We start from the raw sequence: 20,062 nt of genomic DNA on the forward strand, positions 1-20,062 counted from the left end.
AGACCATCGCCCCGATCCCCGATGATCCGATCATCGGCCTGCCTGCCATGGCGGACTGATCGACCCGGCTCTCGCCGGAGCTCGCGCTGGCCACCGCCAGCTACACCACGCCAAGGGACACGATCGTATGGCGATCTGGCCCGACGCGCCGGAGACACTTCGGCCGCGAGAGCCCATGACGCGCGAAAACCCGCGCAAGGCAGATCGAGCGCCCCGGATTCACATGCTCGATCTCAACCGTGGAGCCAGTTTCTGTTCAGGTCCGCTTCATCGCCGCGATGCGAACGAGAAGGCGCTCGGCCAGCGCGAGGCCGGGCGGCGGGCGGCTCGAACGCAACGCGAGATCGGCGTCGGTGATGAGCGCCAGCGCCTCCTCCAGACGCTGCCGGCCGAGGCGACGGGCCTGGGACGCCATCCGCGTCCGCCGCGGGCCGAAGACCGGCGGGCGCGCCCGCGCCAGGGCGGCGTCGGGGCCGTCCGGCGCGCAGGCGGCGGCGTGGAGCGCGCGGAAGTGCCGTCCCGCCGCGATGACGAGGCCGGTCGCGGCCGAGGAGCCGCCGCCGACGCTCGCCATGGCGCGCGCCAGCGCGTCCACCCGACCGTCGGCGGCGAGGTGGAGGATCTCCTCGGTCGCCGCCTCGGCCGCCGCGGGCGCGACCGCCTCGATGTCGGCCTGCGAGGGCGGACCCGCCTCGCCGAGCCTGTAGACCGCGAGCTTCTCCAGGAACTGCGCGAAGTCGCCGGGGTCAAGGGCGCGGGCGAGCGCCTCGAGATCGCCGAAGGCGTCGCCCTCGGGTCGGACGATGCCGGCGCGCGCCAGCATCGTCTCGACCTCGGCCCGGCCCGGCGGATCGGCATGGATCGCGATCGCCACGGCGCGCTTCGCGGCCTCGAAGCCCTTGCGGAGCGCGCTGGCGGCCCGGAGGTCGCCGGCCGCGACCACCAGCGTCGCGTCGCCCGGACGCCAGTCCTCGACCGCCGCGAGCAGCGCCGCCGCCGCGGCGTCGGTCGCGTCCTCGACGAGGACCGCGCGCGCCCCGGGAAAGAAGCCCGAGGCGCGCATCGCGTCCTGCGCGGCGGCAGGATCGCGGCGCAGTTCGGCGGCGGGGATACGGGTGAGCCGCATCTCGTCGGCGCCGCCCGGGCCGATCAGCGCCTCGACCAGCGCCTGCCGGCGCAACGACGTGCGCATCGGGTCCGGGCCGTAGAGCAACGCCCCGGCGAAGGCGGGATCGGGACGCGCGAGGAAGCGCGCCGCCTCGGAACCCGCGAGCTTCACGGCGCGGCGGTCGCGGCCCAGTCGTCGGCGGCGACCGCGATGCGCTGCGCCACCCGGTCGGCGAGCGTCTCGGCCAGACGCCGCTGGGCGTCGCGCTGCGCCGAGAGGATCGCGAAGGCGGAGGAGGTTTCGGAGGTGGGCGCGCTGTAGCCGGTCACCGTGGTCTCGATCCCGGAAATCGCCGCGCGGTCGGCGGCGAGCGACACCAGCTTCCATTCCGCCGTCCCGGTGACGTCGAAGCGGGAGGTGACGTCCTTCTCGGTGATGGCGACGCCGGTCTGCTCGAAGGCGAGGTCGATGTCGAGTCGGTGCGTGGCGCCGGCGGGCTCGCCAAGCCGGGCGATCAGCCGCTCGCGCATGGCGAAGCCCGCCGCGCCGTCGATCACGCCGACCTCGATCCGACCCGCGGCGCCGGCGGCGGGGCCGCCCGGCGCGTAGAGCGGCTCGAAGCCGCACGACGCGGCGACGAGGGCCAGCGCCGCGAGGGCGAGGCCCGCCCGGCGGCGGTCAGACGACCACATTCACGATCCGGTCGGGGACGACGATGAGCTTGCGGGGGCTCGCGCCGGCCAGCGCCCGCAGCACCGCCGGATCGGCGAGCACCAGCGCCTCGACGGCGGCGGCGTCGAGCCCGGCGGGCGCGCGGATCTCGGCGCGGCGCTTGCCGTTGACCTGGACGGGCAGCACCACCTCGTCGGCGACAAGCATCGCCGGGTCGGCCTCGGGCCAGGGCGCGCGGGCGACGAGGCCATCGCCGCCGAGCGTGGCCCACATCTCCTCGGCGAGGTGCGGGGTCATCGGGGCCATGAGCTGGGCGAGGGTGCGCAGCGCGAATCGGCGCGCGGCGAGGAGGTCGGGCGCGTCGCCGGTCGCCCGGCCGATCGCGTTGGCGAACTCGTAGAGCTTCGCTATGGCGCGATTGAACGCGAAGCCTTCGAGCCCCTCGGACACGTCTCGGATGGCCCCGTGCGCCGCGCGCAGGAGCGCCGTCGCCTCCGGGCCGGGGGCCGCAGGGATGGCCGCGGGCGCGTCGGCGGGCAGGGTCTCGACCAGGCGCCAGACCCGCGCAAGGTGACGGGCGGCGGCCTCGGCGCCGGCGGCGGTCCATTCGACGTCGCGCTCGGGCGGGCTGTCGGACATCACGAACCAGCGCGCCGCGTCGGCGCCGTATTTCGCCACGATCTCGTCTGGATCGACGACGTTCTTCTTCGACTTCGACATCTTCACCGACGGGCCGACCTCGACCGGCGTGCCGTCGGCGAGCCGCGCGCCGCTCTCGTCGCGGATCACCTCCGAAGGCTCGCGCCAGATCGGGCGGCCGTCGGGGCCGGGCGTGGTGTAAGTCTCGTGGGTGACCATGCCTTGCGTAAAGAGCGCGTCGAAGGGTTCGATCGCCTTTTCCGGTAGATGGCCGGTTTTCATCATCGCCCGGGCGAAGAAGCGGGAATAGAGCAGGTGCAGGATCGCGTGCTCGACGCCGCCGATGTACTGGTCGACGTTCATCCAGTACTCGGCCTCGGCCATCACCGTCGGCTCGGCGGCGCGGGGGGCGGTGAAGCGGGCGAAGTACCAGGACGAATCGACGAAGGTGTCCATCGTGTCTGTCTCGCGCCGGGCGGGGCCGCCGCAGGCGGGGCAGGTGGTCCGCGCCCAGGTCGGGTGGCGCTCCAGCGGGTTGCCGTGGCCGTCGAAGCTCACGTCCTCGGGCAGGCGGACGGGCAGGTTCTCGCGCCTCTCCGGCACGACGCCGCAGGCCGGGCAGTGGATCACCGGAATCGGGCAGCCCCAGTAGCGCTGGCGCGAGACCCCCCAGTCGCGCAGGCGGTAGCGGGTGACGCCCTCGCCCCAGCCGCCGGCCTCGGCGCGGGCGATCACCTCGACCTTGGCGGGCTCGACCTCCATCCCGTCGAGGAATCGGGAGTTCACGAGGCGGCCGGGATCGGTGAAAGCCGTGTCGGCGACGGTGAAGTCGGGGCCGGTGGCGCTGACCACGGTCGGGACGGGAAGCCCGTATTTGCGCGCGAAGTCGAGGTCGCGCTGGTCGTGGGCGGGGCAGCCGAAGATCGCGCCCGTGCCATAGTCCATCAGCACGAAGTTCGCGACGTAGACGGGCAGTTCCAACGACGGGTCGAAGGGGTGAACGACGCGGACGCCGGTGTCGACGCCGCGCTTCTCGGCGGACTCGATCGCCTCCTCGGAGGTTCCGGCGCGGCGGCACTCGGCGACGAAGGCGGCGATCTCCGGGCCCTCGGCCTCCAGCGCGCGGGCGAGCGGGTGGTCGGGCGAGACGGCGGCGAAGCTTGCCCCGAAGATGGTGTCGGGGCGCGTGGTGAAGACCTCGAGCCGCTCGAAGCCGGCCGGCGCGCCGCGGGTGTCGAAGCGGAACTGGAGGCCGCGGCTCTTGCCGATCCAGTTCTTCTGCATCAGCCGGACCTTGTCGGGCCAGGCGTCGAGGCCGTCGAGCGCGGCGAGGAGTTCCTCGGAGAAATCCGAGATGCGGAAGAACCACTGCACGAGTTCGCGCCGCTCGACCGGCGCGCCGGAGCGCCAGCCGCGACCGTCGATCACCTGCTCGTTGGCGAGCACGGTCATGTCGACCGGATCCCAGTTCACCACCGCGGCCTTGCGGGCGACGAGCCCGGCGTCGAGCATGTCGAGGAACAGGCGCTGCTGCTGGCCGTAGTATTCCGGGTCGCAGGTGGCGAACTCGCGGCTCCAGTCGATCGAGAAGCCGAAGGGCTTCATCTGGGCGCGCATCTGGTCGATGTTGGCCCAGGTCCAGGCGCCGGGATGGACGCCGCGCTCGATGGCGGCGTTCTCGGCCGGCATCCCGAAGGCGTCCCAGCCCATCGGGTGCAGCACGTTGTAGCCAAGGGCGCGGCGGTGTCGCGCCACCACGTCGCCCATGGTGTAGTTGCGCACGTGTCCCATGTGGATGCGCCCCGAGGGATAGGGGAACATCTCCAGCACGTAGTATTTCGGACGCGTGGGGTCGTGCTCGGCGCGGAAGGCGTGCGCCTCGTCCCACACGGCCTGCCACTTCGCCTCTGCCGCGCGGGCCTCGTAGCGCGACATCGCCCTAGCGGCGCTCGGCGGAGGCGATGCGAAGCTGGCGCGCCCTGGTGAGGATGGCGTCCTCCAGCCGGCGGTTGTCCGCGGCGGAGACCGGAACCGGCCGGCCGCCGGCCTGGCGGAAGGCGGCGACCCGCAGCGAGCGGGCGTCGAGCGCCGGCTCGGAGATCAGCACGGTCACCCGGAAGGGAGTCGGGTCGCCGGCGACGCGGCCCCAATCGGTGACGATGACGCCGGAGAACGGATCGGCGCCCTCGAGCGGCAGGAACGACAGGACGTCGAGCGAGGCGGTCCAGAGATACTTGTTCACGCCGATCTGGCGCGCGGGCTCGCCGCGGCCCGGCCCGAACAGATCGAGTATGCCCCCGGTGCCGAGCCCGGCCTGGTAGCTCTGGGGGGTGTTGTTGCCCATGGCGCTCTGGATGGACTGCTCGCGCGCCCGCGCGGCGTTGGCCTCGGCCTGGGCCGCACGCTGCTCCGGGTCGCCGCCCCCGCAGGCGCCGAGCGCGGCCAGGGCGGCCGCCATCGCGAAGAACCGATTTCCAAGAGCCACGCGCGGTTCGCCGTCCCGGTTATGCTTCGGGGTCTCGTAAAGCCTGCGCGGGCCGGCGGCAAGTCCCCAGCAGCAGGCAAGGGCCGCAGCCAGCAGTGTGGCTTTGCTGCATCAATCCGTGACACATGCGTCTCCCGGTTCGCCATTCGCTTGACCCTGACGCCCCCCCTGAGGGATGAGAACATCCATCTGGTCCGGGAAGCCGGATTTCGAGATGGCCTTGAACTAAGAACCGAGGAAAGCAATGAAAAAGATTCTGTTCGCGTCGACCGCTCTTGCCGCTCTCGCGGTTGGCGGCGCGGCGTCGGCCGAGATCGCGCTGTTCGGCAGCGCCCGGCTTGGTATCGGCTACAACATCGACAACGAGGGCAACGTCGACCTCGAAGCGGTCACCAGCCAGAACGCCCAGGGCATCACGGTCGTCGACCGCTGGGAAGGCACCGAGGACCTGCGGGCCGTGTCGCGCATCCGCTTCGGCGTGACGATGACCGGCGAGTCGGACTCGGGCATCACCTTCGGCGCCACGATCCGCGCCGACAACGCCAACCAGGGCGGCACGAGCGCGACGGCGGCCACCGGCCAGCTCGCTGGCGAGGTGTTCGTGTCGGGCGCCTGGGGCACCCTGACCTACGGCGACACCAACGGCGCTGACGAGCAGAACGTCGGCGACGCGATCGGCAACGTCGCGCTGACCGGCCTCGGCGACTTCAACGAGACGCCGTACTTCTCGAACGGCGGCGGCTTCGGCGACGACGCGATCCAGTTCGCCAACAACCCCGAGGCCCGTCCGACGGTCCGCTACGACTACAACTTCATGGGCGTCCAGGTTTCGGCCTCGACCAACCGCACCCTGAACGACGTGGGCGTCGGCGCGAGCTACACCTACGAGTTCGACGAGGGCTCGGTCACCGGTGGCGTCGGCTACTACGACTTCCAGGAGTTCACGACGACCTTCGCCGGCATCCCGGGCCTCGTCGAGGTCAAGGGCGGCGAGCAGTGGTCGGTCGGCGCGACCGGCACGTTCGGCGGCTTCTCGGCCGGCGTCGTCTACACCGCTGCCAGCATGGACAGCAACAACGACCTCGTCTCGGGCGACCTGGACGTGATCATCGGCGGCCTCGGCTACACCTGGGACGCCTGGACGCTCAACGCCTACTATGCCAACGTCATGACCGGCAATGGCTCGTTCGAGTACTTCGACGGCAACGACAGCTACGGCGCGTCGGTGCAGTACGACCTCGGCGGCGGCGCCTCGGTCAACTTCGGTGTTGCCCAGACCTACGGCCGCGCCCAGATCGGCGATCGCAACGACGTCATCGACAGCTACTATGCTGCGGAAATCGAGGACGCCACTGTCGCCGACTTCGGCATCAAGATGGCGTTCTGATCCAAATCGGATCGAACGCGGGAAAAGGCGGGTAAATGCCCGCCTTTTTCTTTTCCACTTCATGCGATAGTCCGCTAGTATGGGCCCATCATTTTGGAGGGCCGCCCAATGAAACGCGTGCTGCTTCTCTCTGCTGCCGGGCTCTGCATGGCCCCGGGCGCCTCCGCCGAGATCACCCTGAGCGGCAACGCCCGCCTCGGCCTCGGCTACGGCGTCTTCAACAACGGCGAGGTCCGGCTGGAGCCGACGCGCTCGGTCACCGTCGATCGGGGCGGCGTGCCCGTCGAGGTCGACACGCGGCTCGGCGCGCCGAGCGACGAGTTCCGCGCCCTCAGCCGCGTGCGCTTCATCTTCACCGGGACCGGCGAGACGGAAAGCGGGATCACCTTCGGCGCTTCGGTCCGCGCCGACAACGCCAGGGACGGCGAGGGCGGGACCGAGGGTCAGACGGCCGGCGACGTCTTCGCCGCGGGCGCCTGGGGCACGCTCACCTACGGCGACATCGACGGCGCCGACTACAACCGCGTCGGCGACCCGATCTCCAACGTGACGCTGACCGGCCTCGGCGACTTCAACGAGTTGCCGTTCCTCTCGAACGGCGGCGGCTCGGACAACGACGAGTTGCAGTTCCTCGCCGACCCGGACGTGCGCCCGACGGTGCGCTACGACTACGACGTGGCCGGGTTCGGCCTGTCGCTGTCGACGGATCGCGACCTCGATTCGGTTGGCGTCGGCGCCGGATACACGCTGGCGCTCGACGACGGCGAGGTGTCGCTCGGCCTCGGCTACTACGACTTCAGCGGCTTTCGGGGGGACCTCGCCTATTACGGCGAGGTCGACGTGCCGGACGGCGACGAGTGGTCGGCGAGCCTGCGCGGCCGGTTCGGCGACTTCCGCGCCGGTATCGGCTATGCCGCGATCCGTGCGGGCGACCTCGGCGAACTCGACGTCGTCTCCGGCGGCCTCGGGTACACGCGCGGCGCGTGGTCGGTCTACGGCTACTACGCGTCGGTCCTGAGCGGCGACAAGCTGTTCGGCGAAGCCTACGACGGCGAGGACAGCTACGGCGCGTCGCTGCAATACGATCTCGGCGGGGGCGCGACCGTCAACATGGGCGTCGTGCGCTCCTACGGCGCCGATGCGGTCGGCGCGCCCGAGGACGCGCAGTTCGCCCCGGCCGTCGACGCGGTCACCATCGCCGACTTCGGCATAAGCATGACGTTCTGACCATGACGCTGGCGGCGATCGAGACCCGGATCGCGGCCGCCTGCGTTGCAGCGGGTCGCCCGCGGCAGGCGGTGACCCTCGTGGCGGTATCGAAGGAACAGCCCGAGGAAAAGGTCGCCGCCGTGCTCGACTCCGGCTGGCGGATCTATGGAGAGAACCGCGTTCAGGAGGCGGAGGGACGCTGGGCGGCGCGTCGCGCCGCGCTGCGCGGGCTGGAGCTTCATCTGATCGGGCCGCTTCAGACCAACAAGCTCGCCCGCGCCCTGGACCTCTTCGACGCCGTGCACAGCCTCGACCGGGACAGCCTCGCCACCCGCCTCGCCCGCGCGGTGCAGGCGCGCGGCGCCTGCCCGACGCTGTTCGTGCAGGTCAATCTCGCCGCCGAGCCGCAGAAGGCCGGGGTGCGGCCCGAAGACCTCGACGCCTTCGTCGACGCCTGCCGGCGGACGCTGGATCTGCCCATATTCGGGCTGATGTGCATCCCGCCCGTGGAAGACGAACCCGGCCCGCATTTCGCCCGGTTGGCCGAACTCGCCGCCCGACTGGATCTCGCCGGCCTGTCCATGGGGATGAGCGACGATTTCGAGACGGCGATCGCCCACGGCGCAACCCATATCCGCGTCGGCTCGGCGATCTTCGGGTCGCGGCAGGCGGCGGGCTGAGCCGCGCCGGGCGAATCGGACCGCCTCCGTCAGACCGCGATCGGCGTCTGCGTCCGAAGGGGAGTGCCGAACTTCCCCGCCAGCGCCGCGGCGATCGCCGGGGGTACGAACGGCCTCACGTCGCCGCCAAGGCGCGCGATCTCCTTGACCAGCCGCGAGGCGATCGCCTGGTGATGCGCGTCGGCCATGAGGAACACGGTCTCGACCGTGTCGTTCATGGCGCGGTTCATGCCGACCATCTGGAACTCGTACTCGAAGTCCGACACCGCGCGCAGGCCCCGAATGATGACGTGAGCGTCGACGTCCTCGGCGCAATGGATCAGCAGATTCTCGAACGGATGCGCCACGATCTCGACGCCGGAGGCGCGGCCGACGGGACCGGCCAGCTCCTCGACCATCGCCACCCGCTCGTCGAGGCTGAAGAGCGGCCCCTTGTCGCGGTTGATGGCGATCCCGATCACCAGCCGGTCAACCAGGCTGCACGCGCGCCGGATTATGTCGATATGGCCGAGCGTGACCGGATCGAACGTTCCTGGATAGAGCCCTATGCGCATCTCGTTCCCCGCTGGAGCCACGTCGCCGGGAAGAGGCGATCCGATCGCCCGCCCGCGGCCGAGCCGGTCATGGCCGGTCGCGCCCGAGTCACCAGGTGTTGGCGATCATTCCGGTAAGCGCCGTGTTCTCGCTCTCGATCTAGGCGAGGCGCGCCTTGACGACGTCGCCGATCGAGATCACCCCGATCATCCGGCCGCCATCGACGACGGGCATGTGCCGGAAGCGACCGTCGGTCATCCGCTCCATCACCGAGTGGGCGGTGTCGTCGGGATGGCAGGCGACCACCTCGTGGGTCATCAGCTGCTCGGCCCGGAGGTTCACGCACTCCACGCCTGTGGTGCCGAGCGACCGCACGATGTCACGCTCCGACAGGATGCCATCGACGATGGAGCCGTCGCGGCTGACGATCACGGCCCCGATGCGGTGCTTCGCGAGGAGCTCGGCCGCCGTCTTCACGAGATCCGTCGGCTTGATCGTGATGGTCTCGTGGATCTTCTTCTGGGCGATGATCGAATGGACGTGCATACGCGCCTTCTCCCCCGGAACGCGGCGCCCCGGAACGGCGGCGCGCAAGGAAGTGTCGCCCGTGCCGACGCCACGAGTCAAGCGACCCGCGCCTCAGGCGAGGAACCGCTCCAGCCGCGCGTGCATTTCGGGGTCGTCCGCGAACAGCTCGGCGACGAGCCCGGCATAGTGCTCCGGGCGGCCGGGCTTGTGTTCGGACCGCCGCGCGATCTCGACGGCGCCGGGCGCGTCGGCGAGCCAGCCGGGGTCGGCCGGCAGGCGGGCGAACGCCGCGAATCGGGCGAAGAAGTCGCCCCCCAGCTCGGCCTCCGTGAAGCTCCAGAACCGCCCGGGATCGGCGCGTTCGCGGACCCGGAACCAGCGCAACGCCTCCAGCACGCGCCGCACCGTCGCCTCGAAGTTGCGCTTGTCCTTGGGCACGAGGTGCCGCACATGCCCGGTCGCGAGGTTCGAGCGGGCGCAGTCCATCGGATTGCGCACCGGAAAGATGAAGACCGCGTCCGGAACCGCGGCGATGAAGTCGTCGATCTTCGGGTTCCCTGCCTCGAAACGGTTCTGGAACCGCATCGAATCCTTCCAGAACAGCGTCGTCGCCCCCGGCTTCGCCAGCACGTCGCCGTAGCGCGCCGCATAGGCGGCGGCGATCGGACGGCCGCGGAAGGCGTGGGAGAGCAGCACGTTGCCGCCGTAGCTGCTCTTGCGCCCGTGGCGCAGCAGGCGCAGCGCTACCGCCTTGAAGGCGCGCCACCGCTCCGGGCTCGGCGCGTCGAAGGGGTCGTAGCGCGAGGCGAACACCCGGTCGGCGGCGTGGTTCAGCACCACCGCCTGCGGATGCAGCGCAAAGAGCGCCGCCGTCATCGTGGTGAGATTGCGGTAGGGCCCGAGCGGCAGCACCGTGGTGGTGAGCCGGTCGGCCGCGGCGAGCTCCTCGGGGCGGAGCGGCCGACCGAAGTCTGCGACGTTGCCGAAGAAGGTCGCCACCTTGTCGGGCGCCGAGCGCACCCAGTGGGCGAGCGTGTCCTCCGTGCTGCGGGCCTCGCGCTTCATGGTTCAGAGCTGGGCCATGACCTCGTCGGAGATCTCGAAGTTGGCCGTGACGGACTGGACGTCGTCGTCGTCCTCGAGCGCCTCGATGAGCTTCATCAGCGACTGCGCCGCCTCGAGGTCGAGTTCGGTCGTCGTCTGGGGCCTCCAGACGAGCTTGGTCGATTCCGCCTCGCCGAGGCTCGCCTCCAGCGCGGTGGAGACGTCGTTCAGATCCTCGACGGCGCACCAGACCACATGCCCGTCCTCACCGCTCTCCACGTCCTCGGCGCCGGCCTCGATCGCGGCCTCCATCACCTTGTCCGCATCGAGCGCCGCCCCGTAGACGATCTGGCCCATGCGGTCGAACATGAAGCTGACCGAGCCGGTCTCGCCGAGGTTGCCGCCGCGCTTGGTGAAGGTCGAGCGCACGTTCGAGGCGGTGCGGTTGCGGTTGTCGGTCATCGCCTCGACGATGATGGCGACGCCGTTGGGGCCGTAACCCTCGTAGCGGATTTCCTCGTAGTTCTCCATGTCGCCGGCGATCGACTTCCTGATCGCACGATCGATGTTGTCCTTGGGCATGGAGACGGCCTTGGCCTCCTTGACCGCGAGGCGCAGGCGCGGGTTCTTGTCCGGGTCGGGGTCGCCCATCTTGGCGGCGACGGTGATCTCCTTCGAGAGCTTGGAAAACACCTTGGCGCGCACCGCGTCCTGGCGGCCCTTACGATGCTGGATGTTGGCCCACTTTGAATGGCCGGCCATGGGGCTCTCCTGCGGCTTCCGAGGAATGGCGCGCCTTATAGGCGAGGCCGCGCATGGGCGGCAAGCCCCCGCCCGCGCCGACCCTCGGGCCGGCCAGGCGTTATCGCATTTGGCCGATGATGGTTTTTGACGAAGGCGTCGGACCATCCGGATCGCTTGCGTTTGTGGGCGGCGGACTTGCCTTGTTCGGCAGGTTGAGGTTGAGGTTGAGGATGAGGTTGAGGCGGCGGAGGATCGCGAGGTTCTCGGGACCGTGGTCGCGCGGTTTCGGGCGCGATCCTCGTCGAGGAATGCGTCGAGGACCCGGTGGAGGGCTCTCGATCGTCCGGTGAGCGCGGACGGCGTGAGCGGAAGGCCTCCGCCGTGAAGCGAGGGTGGGAGGCGGGCATCCGAGGCTCCGGCAAGCTCAGCCCGGAACCAGCGGCCAGAAGTACGGGATGGCGAGGCAGGCGGCGATGCCGGTCACGATGTTGAGCGGCAGCCCGATGCGGGTGAAGTCGGTGAACTTGTAGCCGCCCGGACCATACACCATCGTGTTGGTCTGGTAGCCGATCGGGGTCGCGAAGGCGAGCGTGGCGGCGAACATCACCGCGATGACGTAGGGTCGCGGGTCGAGCCCGAGGTTGTGCGTGAGCGTGATCGCCAGCGGCGTGACGATGACCGCAACGGCGTTGTTCGACAGGATCTCCGTCAGGATCTGCGTCATGAAGTAGAGTACGAACAGGATCATCAGCGGCGACATGGTCGCGAGGCTCGGCGAGATCGCGTCGACGACGAGTTGCCCCGCGCCGGAATGGTCGAGCGCGGCGCCGACCACCAGCATGGCGAGGATCAGCACCAGCAGCGAGGCGCTGACGTTGTTGTAGGCCTCCTCCGGCTCGATCGTGCCCGTGGCGAGAAGCGCCACCACCCCGAGCATCGACAGGATCTGGATCGAGGCCACGTCGAGCGCGGCGAGCGTCACGATCGCGATGAGCACGACCACGACGAAGGGCGCACGCTCGCGCTTGAACGGCTTGTCGACCGGCTCGGTCAGGTCGACGAGGTCGACGTCGGCGGCGAGGCGGCGGATGTCCTCCGGCGCGCCCTCGAGCAGCAGCGTGTCGCCGACGCGCACCACCACCTCGTCGAGCTGGCGGCCGATGTTCTGGCTGCGTCGATGGACGGCGAGCGGGTAGACGCCATAGCGCCGGCGCAGCCGCAGGCTGCCCAGCGAGCGGCCGACGAGCTTGCAATCGGGCATGATCAGCGTCTCGACCGTGGTCGTGCGCTTGGAGCCCACGCGGTCGACCAGCGCGACCTTGTTCGAGTCCTTGAGCCCGAGCAGTTCCTGCATCTCGGTGCGGAGCACGACGCGATCGCCCTCGATCAGCCGCACGTCGGGGAACTGGCGGCGCAGCGATTCCTCGCCGCGCAGCACGTCGATCACCCGCATTCCCTGGCGGCGGAAGATCTGGACGTCCATCACGTTGGCGCCGATCAGCGGCGAGCCCTCGGGGACCACGACCTCGGTGAAGAACTTCAGGCGCTTGCGGCCGCCGAGCAGGTCGGCCATCGAATCGCGGTTGGGCAGGAGGGGCGGCACGAGGACGAGCATGGTGGCGAAGCCAACCACCGTCACGATGATGCCGACCGGCGCGATCTCGAAGAGGCCGAAGGGCGTCATGCCCTGTTCGCGCGCGACGCCGTCGACGAGGATGTTCGTCGATGTGCCGATCATGGTGATCATGCCCGCCAGCACGGTGAGATAGGACAGCGGGATCAACAGCTTGGACGGCGCGAGCCCCATGGCGTGCGCGAGCTGCACCGTCACCGGGATCATCACCGCGACGAGCGGCGTGTTGTTGCAGAACGGCGAGACGGCGCAGATGAAGAGCCCGGCGCCGAGGAGCGTGGCCGTGCGGTGCCGTGTGGCTCCCCGCGACACGGCCCGTCCGATCGCGCTGACGAGGCCGGTGCGCACCAGTCCGCCGGTGACGATGAACATGGCGGCGATCGTCCAGGGCGCCGGGTTGGAGAAGACCCCGAGCACCTCGTCCGACGGAACGAGGCCGAAGAGCACCGTGGTCGCCGCCCCGATCATGGCCACGACCTCGACGGGAAAGATTTCGAGCACGAAGAGAAGGAACATGCCCGCCAGGATTCCGAGCGTCAGATACGCCGGAAACGCCGGGCTAGCGGCGATCTCGAACAACCAGTGACCCCATATACAACGGCCAAGTCCCCGCGAGGCCGGGGCGCACCATGGCGCAAAGGATCGGGCGCCTCAAGGCTCTTCGGCGCGGCCGGCGCGGGGCTGCACGAGGGCGACCCCGGCGAGCATGAGCGCGAAGGCGACCCAGACCGTGGCCGGATAGCGTTCGTCGAGCAGCAGCATCGACCATCCCACGCCGAAGGCGGTGACGAGATAGGCGATCTGGCTGGCGAACACCGAACCGGCCCGGCCGACCATCCAGACATAGCCGGCATAGGCCATGGCGTTGAGCACGCCCGCGCCGAAGATCGCGTATTCCGCCGCCCCCCAGCGCGGGGGAAGGGCCAGCATCTCGCCCGTCGCCTCGGCGAGCGGCCAGGTCGCCGCCGCACCGAGGATCGACGCGCCGAGCAGGAGCTGGAACGGATGGAGCCCGTCCGAGCCGCGCCAGGCGAGGAAGTTCGCCTCGACCGCGTAGCTGACCGGCGGGACCAGCGCGAGCAGCACGACGCCGACGGAGACCGGGACCGCTGCGTCGGCGACCCCGGCGTCGGGGACGGCGATCAGCACGATCGCAGCCGCCCCGAGCAGGACGCCGAGCGCCCGGCGCAGGTCGGGCCGCTCGAACCCGAGCGCGATCGCCATCGGCAGGGTGAACATCGGCACGACCGCGATCAGGATCGAGCGCACGCCCGCCGGCATCAACGCCGCAGTCAGGAACGTGAAATAGCCCGGCAACACGGCCCCGAAGCCGGCGACGCCCGCATAGAGGCCGAGGCGCCCCCTGACGCCCGGGACCGGCAGGCGCAGGACGACGAGCAGCGCCGCGCAGACCGCCGCCATGATGATCTGCTGCGACAGCATGATCCCGAGCGGCGCGTGCCCGGTCGAGACCGCGATCCGAATCAGCGGCAGCGTCAGCCCCCAGGTCGCGCCGCAGCCGGCGAGGACGAGGATCGGCCAGAGGCGCGACGTCCCCGCGCCGGCGGCGCCGGCGTCGGGGGTCATTCCACGCCCGGCACGACCTCCGGCAGGCGCCCGCCCAGCCGGAGCGGCTCGGCGCGGAGCGCGCGGCCCGTGGCGTCGTCGGTCTCGACGTAGACGCCGCAGAGCGTCGCCGGGCCGGTCGCCGGTTCGAAGCGGCCGCGAGTCATCCCGGTGACGAAGCGCGAGATCGGCTCGAGCTTGTCCATGCCGATCACGCTGTCATAGTCGCCGCACATGCCGGCGTCGGTCTGGTAGGCCGCCCCCCGGCCGAGGATCTGCGTGTCTGCCGTGGGGATGTGGGTGTGCGTGCCGACGACCAGGCTGGCGCGCCCGTCGCACCAGTGCCCGAGCGCCACCTTCTCCGAGGTCGCCTCGGCATGCACGTCGACGATGGCGGCGTTGGCCCGGCCACCGAGCGGCGCAGTCTTCAGCGCCGCATCGAGCGCCGAGAACGGGTCGTCGAAGGGCTGCTTCATGAAGACGCGCCCGAGCGCCTGCGCGACGAACACCTTGCGCCCGCCAGGCGCGTCGAAGAGCCGCGCCCCGGCGCCGGGGGCGGCGCGGGCGTAGTTCAACGGCCTCAGCACCCGCGGCTCGGTCTCGATGAAGGCGAGCATCTCGCGCTGGTCGAAGGCGTGGTCGCCGAGCGTGATGCAGTCGGCGCCAGCGGCGAGGATCTCGGCCGCGTGGGCGCCGGAGAGACCCATGCCGCCGGTGGCGTTTTCGGCGTTGACGACGACGAAGTCGAGCCGCAGGCGCGCACGCAGCCCGGGCAGTTCCGCCGCGACCGCGGCACGCCCGGCCCGGCCCATCACGTCTCCGAGGAAGAGCAGTCGCATGGCGCCCGGCTTATCCGCCATCGCGTCGCCCGGCAACGGGTCACGCGTGGCGAGCAAGCGTCTGCACCGCGCAACCTGGCGCGAGGCCGAGCCTCATACCGGCGGGCTCGTGAAACGACTCGCGGACCTTTTTGACCTTTGACACTTTTATTGTTTGCAATCAGGTAGTTAACCTGTCTATCACGCGTGTTAGCCCGTGTTGCGCCGGGTGGCCTGGTCGACCCGCCGGTATCATCAGAGAGGCAGATGCGATACCCCAGCGGGGCGGACCAGCCCCGCCTCGGTCGCGATCGCGTCGAGCCGCGCGTCGTTCGGCCCGTGCGGCACGTGCGCCACCTCCTGGCCGGCAAAGGCGAGGCCGAGCGCCACCACCGGCTTCGCCGCCCGCAGCGCCGCCAGCGTGCGGTCGTAGTAGCCGCCGCCGTAGCCGAGCCGCCAGCCCGCGGCGTCGAAGGCGAGAAGCGGCGCGACGACGAGGTCCGGCTCGACCGTCTCGCCCTCCGCCGGATGCGGCGCGCCGAGCGGCCCGCGCGCGGCGGCCTCGCCGGGCCGCCAGGTGCGGAAGACGAGCGGCAGGCCCCGCCCCGCGATCACCGGGGCTGCGACCACGTAGCCGAGGCCGATCAGGGCGAGCACGAGCGGGATCGGGTCTATCTCGCTGCGCATCGGCAGGTAGGCGGAGACGACCCGCACCTCGCGGAGCGGCGCGATCACATGGAGCGCATGGCCGGCCGCGCGCCGCGCCGCGCCAAATCCGTCGCGGTGCAGCGCGCCGCGACGCTCCATGGCCGCCTGCCGGGCGGCGGCCTTCTCGGCGAAGAGGTCGGTCACGCGAACGAAGGGGCGGCGGGCCCGGCGCGACCGTGGGCGCATCCGATCCTCGAGAGCCTGGCGTACCAGGTGGGCGCCGGATGCGATAGGCCAGGGCCAGTCACAGAGCCAGCTCCCTCGAGAATGATTAGGCCACCAGGATTGGTGCCCCTTCACGGGAAGGCCAGAGCCCGCCATCCGGCAATCTAGGCGCTCGCGGCGGCGTTTTGAAGCCCTTCCGCGTTGCGTCACCAGCGCCCGGTCAGGGCGGCGAGCGCCACCTTGCCCCGCAGCGCGAACTCCGAAGGATCGAGCCCGCCCTCGATCGCCAGCGCCGGCCGCGCCAGCGCCGCCCGCAGCACCCCGCCGGCAGGCGACGCCTGGAGCAGCGCCGGAAGCGCCGCCGGCGGGATCGTCCGTCGTCCCGCCCGCGCCCGCGCCAGCCAGTCGAGCCCGTCCCGCGCCAGCCGCTCCGCCGTCGCCGCGCCCTCGGGCAGCGGCCGTCGCCCGAGCGCCCGCAGCCGCGGGGCGGCGCGCAGGAACGCCGCCCCCGCCGACGCCCGCCCGGCCTCCCGCACGACCGATTCCGCGGCCGCCGGCGCGCCGAGATGGCGTGCCGCGAGCCAGGCGAGCCCGCCGCCGGTCGCTTCCAGGTAGGCGACGAGTTCCGGATGCCCGGCGAAGCCCTCGCGGTCGCAATCCCACTCCCGCGCCGCGACCATCGCCTGAAGCGGCGCCTCCGGCAGGTCCGAGCCCCGGATGGTCGCGGCGAGCGGCGCGCAGACCTCGTGCGCCCGTGGCGGCAAGCCGGCGAAGATCTCGGCGAGCGCGTCCGCCCACCAGCGCAGGCGGATCTGGCCGAGGATCGGCTCCGAGGCGACCCAGCCCGCGCGCGCGAGCTCGAGGTTGAAGGCGTAGAGCGCCATCAGCCCGTCGCGCGCCGCGCCCGCCGGGGCGACCATCGCCGCGCGGAAGCGTTCCGGATCGCCGCGGGCGACCAACGCCGCGCAGACCTCGAAGCTCACGCCGCGATCACGCCGGCGGCGCCCCGTCGCGCAGCAGCTTCCACAGGATCGCGTCCTGCAACGCCTGGAAGCTCGCGTCGACGATGTTGGCGCTGACGCCCACGGTCGACCAGCGCTGGCCCTGGCCGTCCTCGCTGTCGATCAGCACGCGCGTCACCGCCTCGGTGCCGCCGGAGGTGATCCGCACCTTGAAGTCCACGAGCTTCATGTCATCGATATAGGACTGGTACGGCCCGAGGTCCTTGGCGAGCGCGCGCGACAGCGCGTTGACCGGCCCCTGGTCGGCATGGGTCGTCGGGTCCTGGCTCTCCGACACGCTCATCACCCGCTCGCCGCCGAAGCGGGCGACCACCACCGCCTCCGAGACGGTGATCGTCTCGCCCCTTGCGTTCAGCCGCCGCTCCACCGTCACCCGGTAGCGCTCGACCTCGAAGAATCGCGGCAGCGTCCCCAGCATGTCGCGGGCGAGAAGCTCGAACGAGGCCGAGGCGCTGTCATAGGCATAGCCGCGATCCTCGCGCGCCTTCACCTCCGTCAGAATCTCCGCCAGTCGCGCGTCGCCCCCCGCGACGTGGATCCCCGCCTTGCCGAGCCGGCTCCGCAGGTTCGACAGCCCGGCCTGGTTCGACATCGGGATGAACCGGGCGTTGCCGACGAGCTTCGGCTCGACATGCTCGTAGGTAGCCGGATCCTTCAGCACGGCCGAGGCGTGCAGCCCCGCCTTGTGGACGAAGGCCGAGGCCCCGACATAGGGCGCGCTCGCGTCGGGCACGCGGTTCAGGATCTCGTCGAGCGCCCGGCTGGCGCGGGTGAGCCCGGCGAGCTTGCAGCGCGTCACCCCGATGTCGAAGCGGCTGGCATAGGGCTCCTTCAGGAGCAGCGTCGGGATGAGCGTGGTGAGGTTGGCGTTGCCGCAACGCTCGCCGAGCCCGTTCAGCGTCCCCTGCACCTGCCGCGCGCCCGCGTCGATGGCGGCCAGCGAGCAGGCCACCGCATTGCCGGTGTCATCATGGGTGTGGATGCCGAGGCTGGCCCCGGGCACGCCGGCCGCGATCACCGCCGCCGTCACCGCCCCCACCTCGGCCGGCAGCGTGCCGCCGTTGGTGTCGCAAAGCACGACCCAGCGCGCCCCCGCCTCCAGCGCCGCCTTCAGGCAGGCGACGGCATAGCCCGGGTTCGCCCGATACCCGTCGAAGAAGTGCTCCGCATCGAACAGCACCTCCCGCCCGAGGGCGACGGCATGGGCGACGCTGTCGCGGATGTTGGCGAGGTTCTCGTCGAGCGTGATCCCGAGCGCCGTCTCGACATGAAAGACATGGGTCTTGCCGACGAGACAGACCGCCCCGGTCCCGGCGTTCAGCACCGCCGCCAGCACGTCGTCGTTTGCCGCCGACCTGCCCGTTCGCTTGGTCATGCCGAACGCGGTCATCGTCGCCCGATCGAGCCTCGGGGCCGCCTCGAAGAACCCGCTGTCGGTCGGGTTCGCCCCCGGCCACCCGCCCTCGACATAGTCGACGCCGAGCGCATCGAGCGCCCTGGCGATCCGCGCCTTGTCCTTGACGGAGAAATCCACCCCCTGCGTCTGCTGCCCGTCGCGCAGGGTCGTGTCGTAGAGGTAGAGCCGCTCAGTGGGCATTCTCAGACAACCCATCACAACGAAGCTATAATCTGATCAAGTCTCTCGTTAAGAAGGTTGTTGTCGACCTCAGTGCGGTGCCGGGGATCCAAAAAGCGCGATTGTGGAATTCCTTCTGCGTCCACATAAACTTGCACACCAATTTCTTTCAGCTTTTCCCTAATCTGATCTGCCTTCTCAAAGCTCTTTGAAAGACGGAACTCAGCGTACCTGGCGAATATATCCCCGATCTTTGCGGTGACGTGGTCGGGGACGGGCTGACGGAGTTCCTCGCACCAATCCCCAAGCTCGTTCGTGAGCAAACCAAGCATGGCGGCTGAGCCTCTGAGAACCGCAGGATCGCTCGACAGTGCATGAAGAGCAGCGACAGCCCGTGGAGTGTTAAGGTCGTCGGCTAGCGCCCTCAGGACAGTCTGATCGGCGTCACCTGCAGTAACTCCGTCCGATATCGAGCGCCACTTCATTAACGTTGTCTCAGCCTCATCCACCTTCGCCTGCGTCCAGTCTATCGGCTGGCGGTAGTGCGTCGAGAGCAGCACGAAGCGGATCACCTCGCCCGGGATGCGCCTATCCAGCAGATCCCGCACCGTGAAGAAGTTGCCGAGGGACTTCGACATCTTCTCCCGTTCGACATTCAGCATGCCGTTGTGCATCCAGATCCGGGCGAACCCCTCGTCCGGGTGGGCGCAGGCTGACTGCGCCAGCTCGTTCTCGTGGTGCGGGAAGGCGAGGTCGACCCCGCCGCCGTGGATGTCGAACTCGGCCCCGAGCAGCGCCCGCGCCATCGCCGAGCACTCGATGTGCCAGCCCGGCCGCCCGCGCCCCCACGGCGACTCCCAGCCCGGCGTGTCGGCGTCCGACGGCTTCCACAGCACGAAGTCCATCGGGTCGCGCTTGTAGGGCGCGACCTCGACCCGGGCGCCGGCGCGCATGTCCTCGAGCGAGCGCCGCGCCAGCCGGCCGTAGTCGGAATAGCTCCCGACCGAGAACAGCACGTGCCCCTCGGCGGCGTAGGCGTGGCCGCGCTCGATCAGGAGCGCGATCATGGCGATCATCCCGCCGATATGCTCGGTCGCGCGCGGCTCGAAGGTGGGCCGCAGCGCGCCGAGCGCGTCCATGTCCTCGTGATACCAGCGCGTCGTCTCCTCGGTGATCGCGCCGATCTCGCGGCCGCTCTCGCGGGCGCGGGCGATGATCTTGTCGTCGACGTCGGTGATGTTGCGCACATAGGTGACGTTCTCGGCGCCGTAGACGTGGCGCAACAGGCGAAAGAGCGTGTCGAACACCACCACCGGCCGGGCGTTGCCGATATGGGCGCGGTCGTAGACGGTGGGCCCGCAGACATACATCGACGCCTTGCCCGGCGTGACCGGGTCCAGCCGAACCTTCGAGCGGGTGCGGGTATCGTAGAGCGTGATGTCCATGGGCTTGCTCCCGGCGGGCGAGGCGGCGAGGTATCACGTCGCGGGCGAAACGCAAAGCGCTGCCGCGCCGCTTGCCGCGCACTGCCTCGCGAGGGGCGG

The 20,062-nt window shown here is 70.5% G+C and carries 18 protein-coding genes; 3 read left to right on the top strand and 15 right to left on the bottom strand.

Translation table 11 applies throughout. The annotated features are described in order from the left end of the window. Positions 1-256: 256 nt before the first annotated feature. Genes KBA23_RS06430 through KBA23_RS06445 form a run of 4 tightly spaced genes read right to left on the bottom strand, consistent with a single transcriptional unit; the run spans position 257 to position 4,877 of the window. Positions 257-1,279 (bottom strand): DNA polymerase III subunit delta, encoded by a 1,023-nt coding sequence (locus tag KBA23_RS06430; RefSeq protein ID WP_290738194.1) that lies wholly within the window; start codon positions 1,277-1,279, stop codon positions 257-259. Beyond that, positions 1,276-1,800, bottom strand: a complete 525-nt coding sequence (gene lptE / locus KBA23_RS06435) for an LPS assembly lipoprotein LptE (protein WP_290738197.1) — start codon at positions 1,798-1,800, stop codon at positions 1,276-1,278. The genes KBA23_RS06430 and lptE overlap by 4 nt, the downstream gene beginning before the upstream one ends. Next, a complete protein-coding gene (leuS, locus tag KBA23_RS06440; protein ID WP_290738199.1) occupies positions 1,787-4,354 on the bottom strand; it encodes a leucine--tRNA ligase in 2,568 nt (855 codons plus the stop codon). The genes lptE and leuS overlap by 14 nt, the downstream gene beginning before the upstream one ends. Before the next feature lie 4 nt (positions 4,355-4,358). Next, positions 4,359-4,877, bottom strand: a complete 519-nt coding sequence (locus KBA23_RS06445) for a DUF3576 domain-containing protein (RefSeq protein ID WP_290738201.1) — start codon at positions 4,875-4,877, stop codon at positions 4,359-4,361. Positions 4,878-5,148: 271 nt separating this feature from the next. On the opposite strand from KBA23_RS06445, the gene KBA23_RS06450 reads away from it, so the two are divergent. The 3 genes from KBA23_RS06450 to KBA23_RS06460 all read left to right on the top strand — a co-directional run bounded on the left by KBA23_RS06450 (position 5,149) and on the right by KBA23_RS06460 (position 8,180). Continuing rightward, positions 5,149-6,291 carry a porin gene (locus KBA23_RS06450; RefSeq protein WP_290738204.1) on the top strand — a complete coding sequence of 381 codons (1,143 nt, stop codon included), beginning with the start codon at positions 5,149-5,151 and terminating at the stop codon, positions 6,289-6,291. A 108-nt stretch (positions 6,292-6,399) separates the two neighbouring features. Continuing rightward, entirely contained in the window at positions 6,400-7,518 is a 1,119-nt protein-coding gene (locus KBA23_RS06455; RefSeq protein ID WP_290738206.1) for a porin, read from the top strand. 2 nt (positions 7,519-7,520) lie between these two features. Beyond that, entirely contained in the window at positions 7,521-8,180 is a 660-nt protein-coding gene (locus tag KBA23_RS06460) for a YggS family pyridoxal phosphate-dependent enzyme (RefSeq protein WP_290738209.1), read from the top strand. 29 nt (positions 8,181-8,209) lie between these two features. Here KBA23_RS06460 and coaD read toward each other — a convergent pair whose 3' ends face one another. The 11 genes from coaD to cysS form a co-directional block, all read right to left on the bottom strand. Beyond that, a complete protein-coding gene (coaD, locus tag KBA23_RS06465) occupies positions 8,210-8,734 on the bottom strand; it encodes a pantetheine-phosphate adenylyltransferase (protein ID WP_290738212.1) in 525 nt (174 codons plus the stop codon). Positions 8,735-8,873: 139 nt separating this feature from the next. Further along, positions 8,874-9,260, bottom strand: coding sequence for a CBS domain-containing protein (locus tag KBA23_RS06470; protein ID WP_290738215.1), 387 nt, complete (start codon positions 9,258-9,260; stop codon positions 8,874-8,876). Between the two features lie 93 nt (positions 9,261-9,353). After that, a complete protein-coding gene (locus KBA23_RS06475; protein ID WP_290738218.1) occupies positions 9,354-10,307 on the bottom strand; it encodes a hypothetical protein in 954 nt (317 codons plus the stop codon). A gap of 3 nt (positions 10,308-10,310) precedes the next feature. Continuing rightward, the gene (locus KBA23_RS06480) at positions 10,311-11,048 is read right to left on the bottom strand and encodes a YebC/PmpR family DNA-binding transcriptional regulator (protein ID WP_290738221.1); all 738 of its coding nucleotides are present in this window, start codon (positions 11,046-11,048) and stop codon (positions 10,311-10,313) included. A 406-nt stretch (positions 11,049-11,454) separates the two neighbouring features. Beyond that, on the bottom strand, positions 11,455-13,242 hold the full coding sequence (locus KBA23_RS06485; protein WP_290738224.1) for an SLC13 family permease: 1,788 nt from the start codon (positions 13,240-13,242) through the stop codon (positions 11,455-11,457). Between the two features lie 72 nt (positions 13,243-13,314). Continuing rightward, positions 13,315-14,250: a DMT family transporter gene (locus KBA23_RS06490; protein ID WP_290738227.1), complete on the bottom strand. Its 936-nt coding sequence runs from the start codon at positions 14,248-14,250 to the stop codon at positions 13,315-13,317. Further along, complete coding sequence (locus tag KBA23_RS06495; RefSeq protein WP_290738230.1) at positions 14,247-15,068, bottom strand: TIGR00282 family metallophosphoesterase; 822 nt, start codon at positions 15,066-15,068, stop codon at positions 14,247-14,249. Before KBA23_RS06495 ends, KBA23_RS06490 begins: the two co-directional genes overlap by 4 nt. 234 nt (positions 15,069-15,302) lie before the next feature. After that, positions 15,303-15,941, bottom strand: a complete 639-nt coding sequence (locus KBA23_RS06500) for a 5-formyltetrahydrofolate cyclo-ligase (RefSeq protein WP_290738234.1) — start codon at positions 15,939-15,941, stop codon at positions 15,303-15,305. Positions 15,942-16,126: 185 nt separating this feature from the next. After that, positions 16,127-16,903 carry a squalene/phytoene synthase family protein gene (locus tag KBA23_RS06505; protein ID WP_290738237.1) on the bottom strand — a complete coding sequence of 259 codons (777 nt, stop codon included), beginning with the start codon at positions 16,901-16,903 and terminating at the stop codon, positions 16,127-16,129. A 7-nt stretch (positions 16,904-16,910) separates the two neighbouring features. After that, positions 16,911-18,539: a citramalate synthase gene (gene cimA, locus KBA23_RS06510; protein WP_290738240.1), complete on the bottom strand. Its 1,629-nt coding sequence runs from the start codon at positions 18,537-18,539 to the stop codon at positions 16,911-16,913. Between the two features lie 14 nt (positions 18,540-18,553). Beyond that, positions 18,554-19,963 (bottom strand): cysteine--tRNA ligase, encoded by a 1,410-nt coding sequence (gene cysS / locus KBA23_RS06515; protein WP_290738243.1) that lies wholly within the window; start codon positions 19,961-19,963, stop codon positions 18,554-18,556. Positions 19,964-20,062: the final 99 nt, after the last annotated feature.

The organism is Amaricoccus sp. (genome assembly GCF_017995835.1).
Lineage (GTDB): Bacteria > Pseudomonadota > Alphaproteobacteria > Rhodobacterales > Rhodobacteraceae > Amaricoccus.

Bases quoted from the DNA above. Each gene is read 5' to 3' on its own strand.
- lptE (WP_290738197.1), bottom strand. From the start codon at position 1,800: ATGTGGTCGTCTGACCGCCGCCGGGCGGGCCTCGCCCTCGCGGCGCTG.
- leuS (WP_290738199.1), bottom strand. From the start codon at position 4,354: ATGTCGCGCTACGAGGCCCGCGCGGCAGAGGCGAAGTGGCAGGCCGTG.
- KBA23_RS06445 (WP_290738201.1), bottom strand. From the start codon at position 4,877: ATGGCGGCCGCCCTGGCCGCGCTCGGCGCCTGCGGGGGCGGCGACCCG.
- KBA23_RS06450 (WP_290738204.1), top strand. From the start codon at position 5,149: ATGAAAAAGATTCTGTTCGCGTCGACCGCTCTTGCCGCTCTCGCGGTT.
- KBA23_RS06455 (WP_290738206.1), top strand. From the start codon at position 6,400: ATGAAACGCGTGCTGCTTCTCTCTGCTGCCGGGCTCTGCATGGCCCCG.
- KBA23_RS06460 (WP_290738209.1), top strand. From the start codon at position 7,521: ATGACGCTGGCGGCGATCGAGACCCGGATCGCGGCCGCCTGCGTTGCA.
- coaD (WP_290738212.1), bottom strand. From the start codon at position 8,734: ATGCGCATAGGGCTCTATCCAGGAACGTTCGATCCGGTCACGCTCGGC.
- KBA23_RS06470 (WP_290738215.1), bottom strand. From the start codon at position 9,260: ATGCACGTCCATTCGATCATCGCCCAGAAGAAGATCCACGAGACCATC.
- KBA23_RS06475 (WP_290738218.1), bottom strand. From the start codon at position 10,307: ATGAAGCGCGAGGCCCGCAGCACGGAGGACACGCTCGCCCACTGGGTG.
- KBA23_RS06480 (WP_290738221.1), bottom strand. From the start codon at position 11,048: ATGGCCGGCCATTCAAAGTGGGCCAACATCCAGCATCGTAAGGGCCGC.
- KBA23_RS06490 (WP_290738227.1), bottom strand. From the start codon at position 14,250: ATGACCCCCGACGCCGGCGCCGCCGGCGCGGGGACGTCGCGCCTCTGG.
- KBA23_RS06495 (WP_290738230.1), bottom strand. From the start codon at position 15,068: ATGCGACTGCTCTTCCTCGGAGACGTGATGGGCCGGGCCGGGCGTGCC.
- KBA23_RS06500 (WP_290738234.1), bottom strand. From the start codon at position 15,941: ATGCGCCCACGGTCGCGCCGGGCCCGCCGCCCCTTCGTTCGCGTGACC.
- cimA (WP_290738240.1), bottom strand. From the start codon at position 18,539: ATGCCCACTGAGCGGCTCTACCTCTACGACACGACCCTGCGCGACGGG.
- cysS (WP_290738243.1), bottom strand. From the start codon at position 19,963: ATGGACATCACGCTCTACGATACCCGCACCCGCTCGAAGGTTCGGCTG.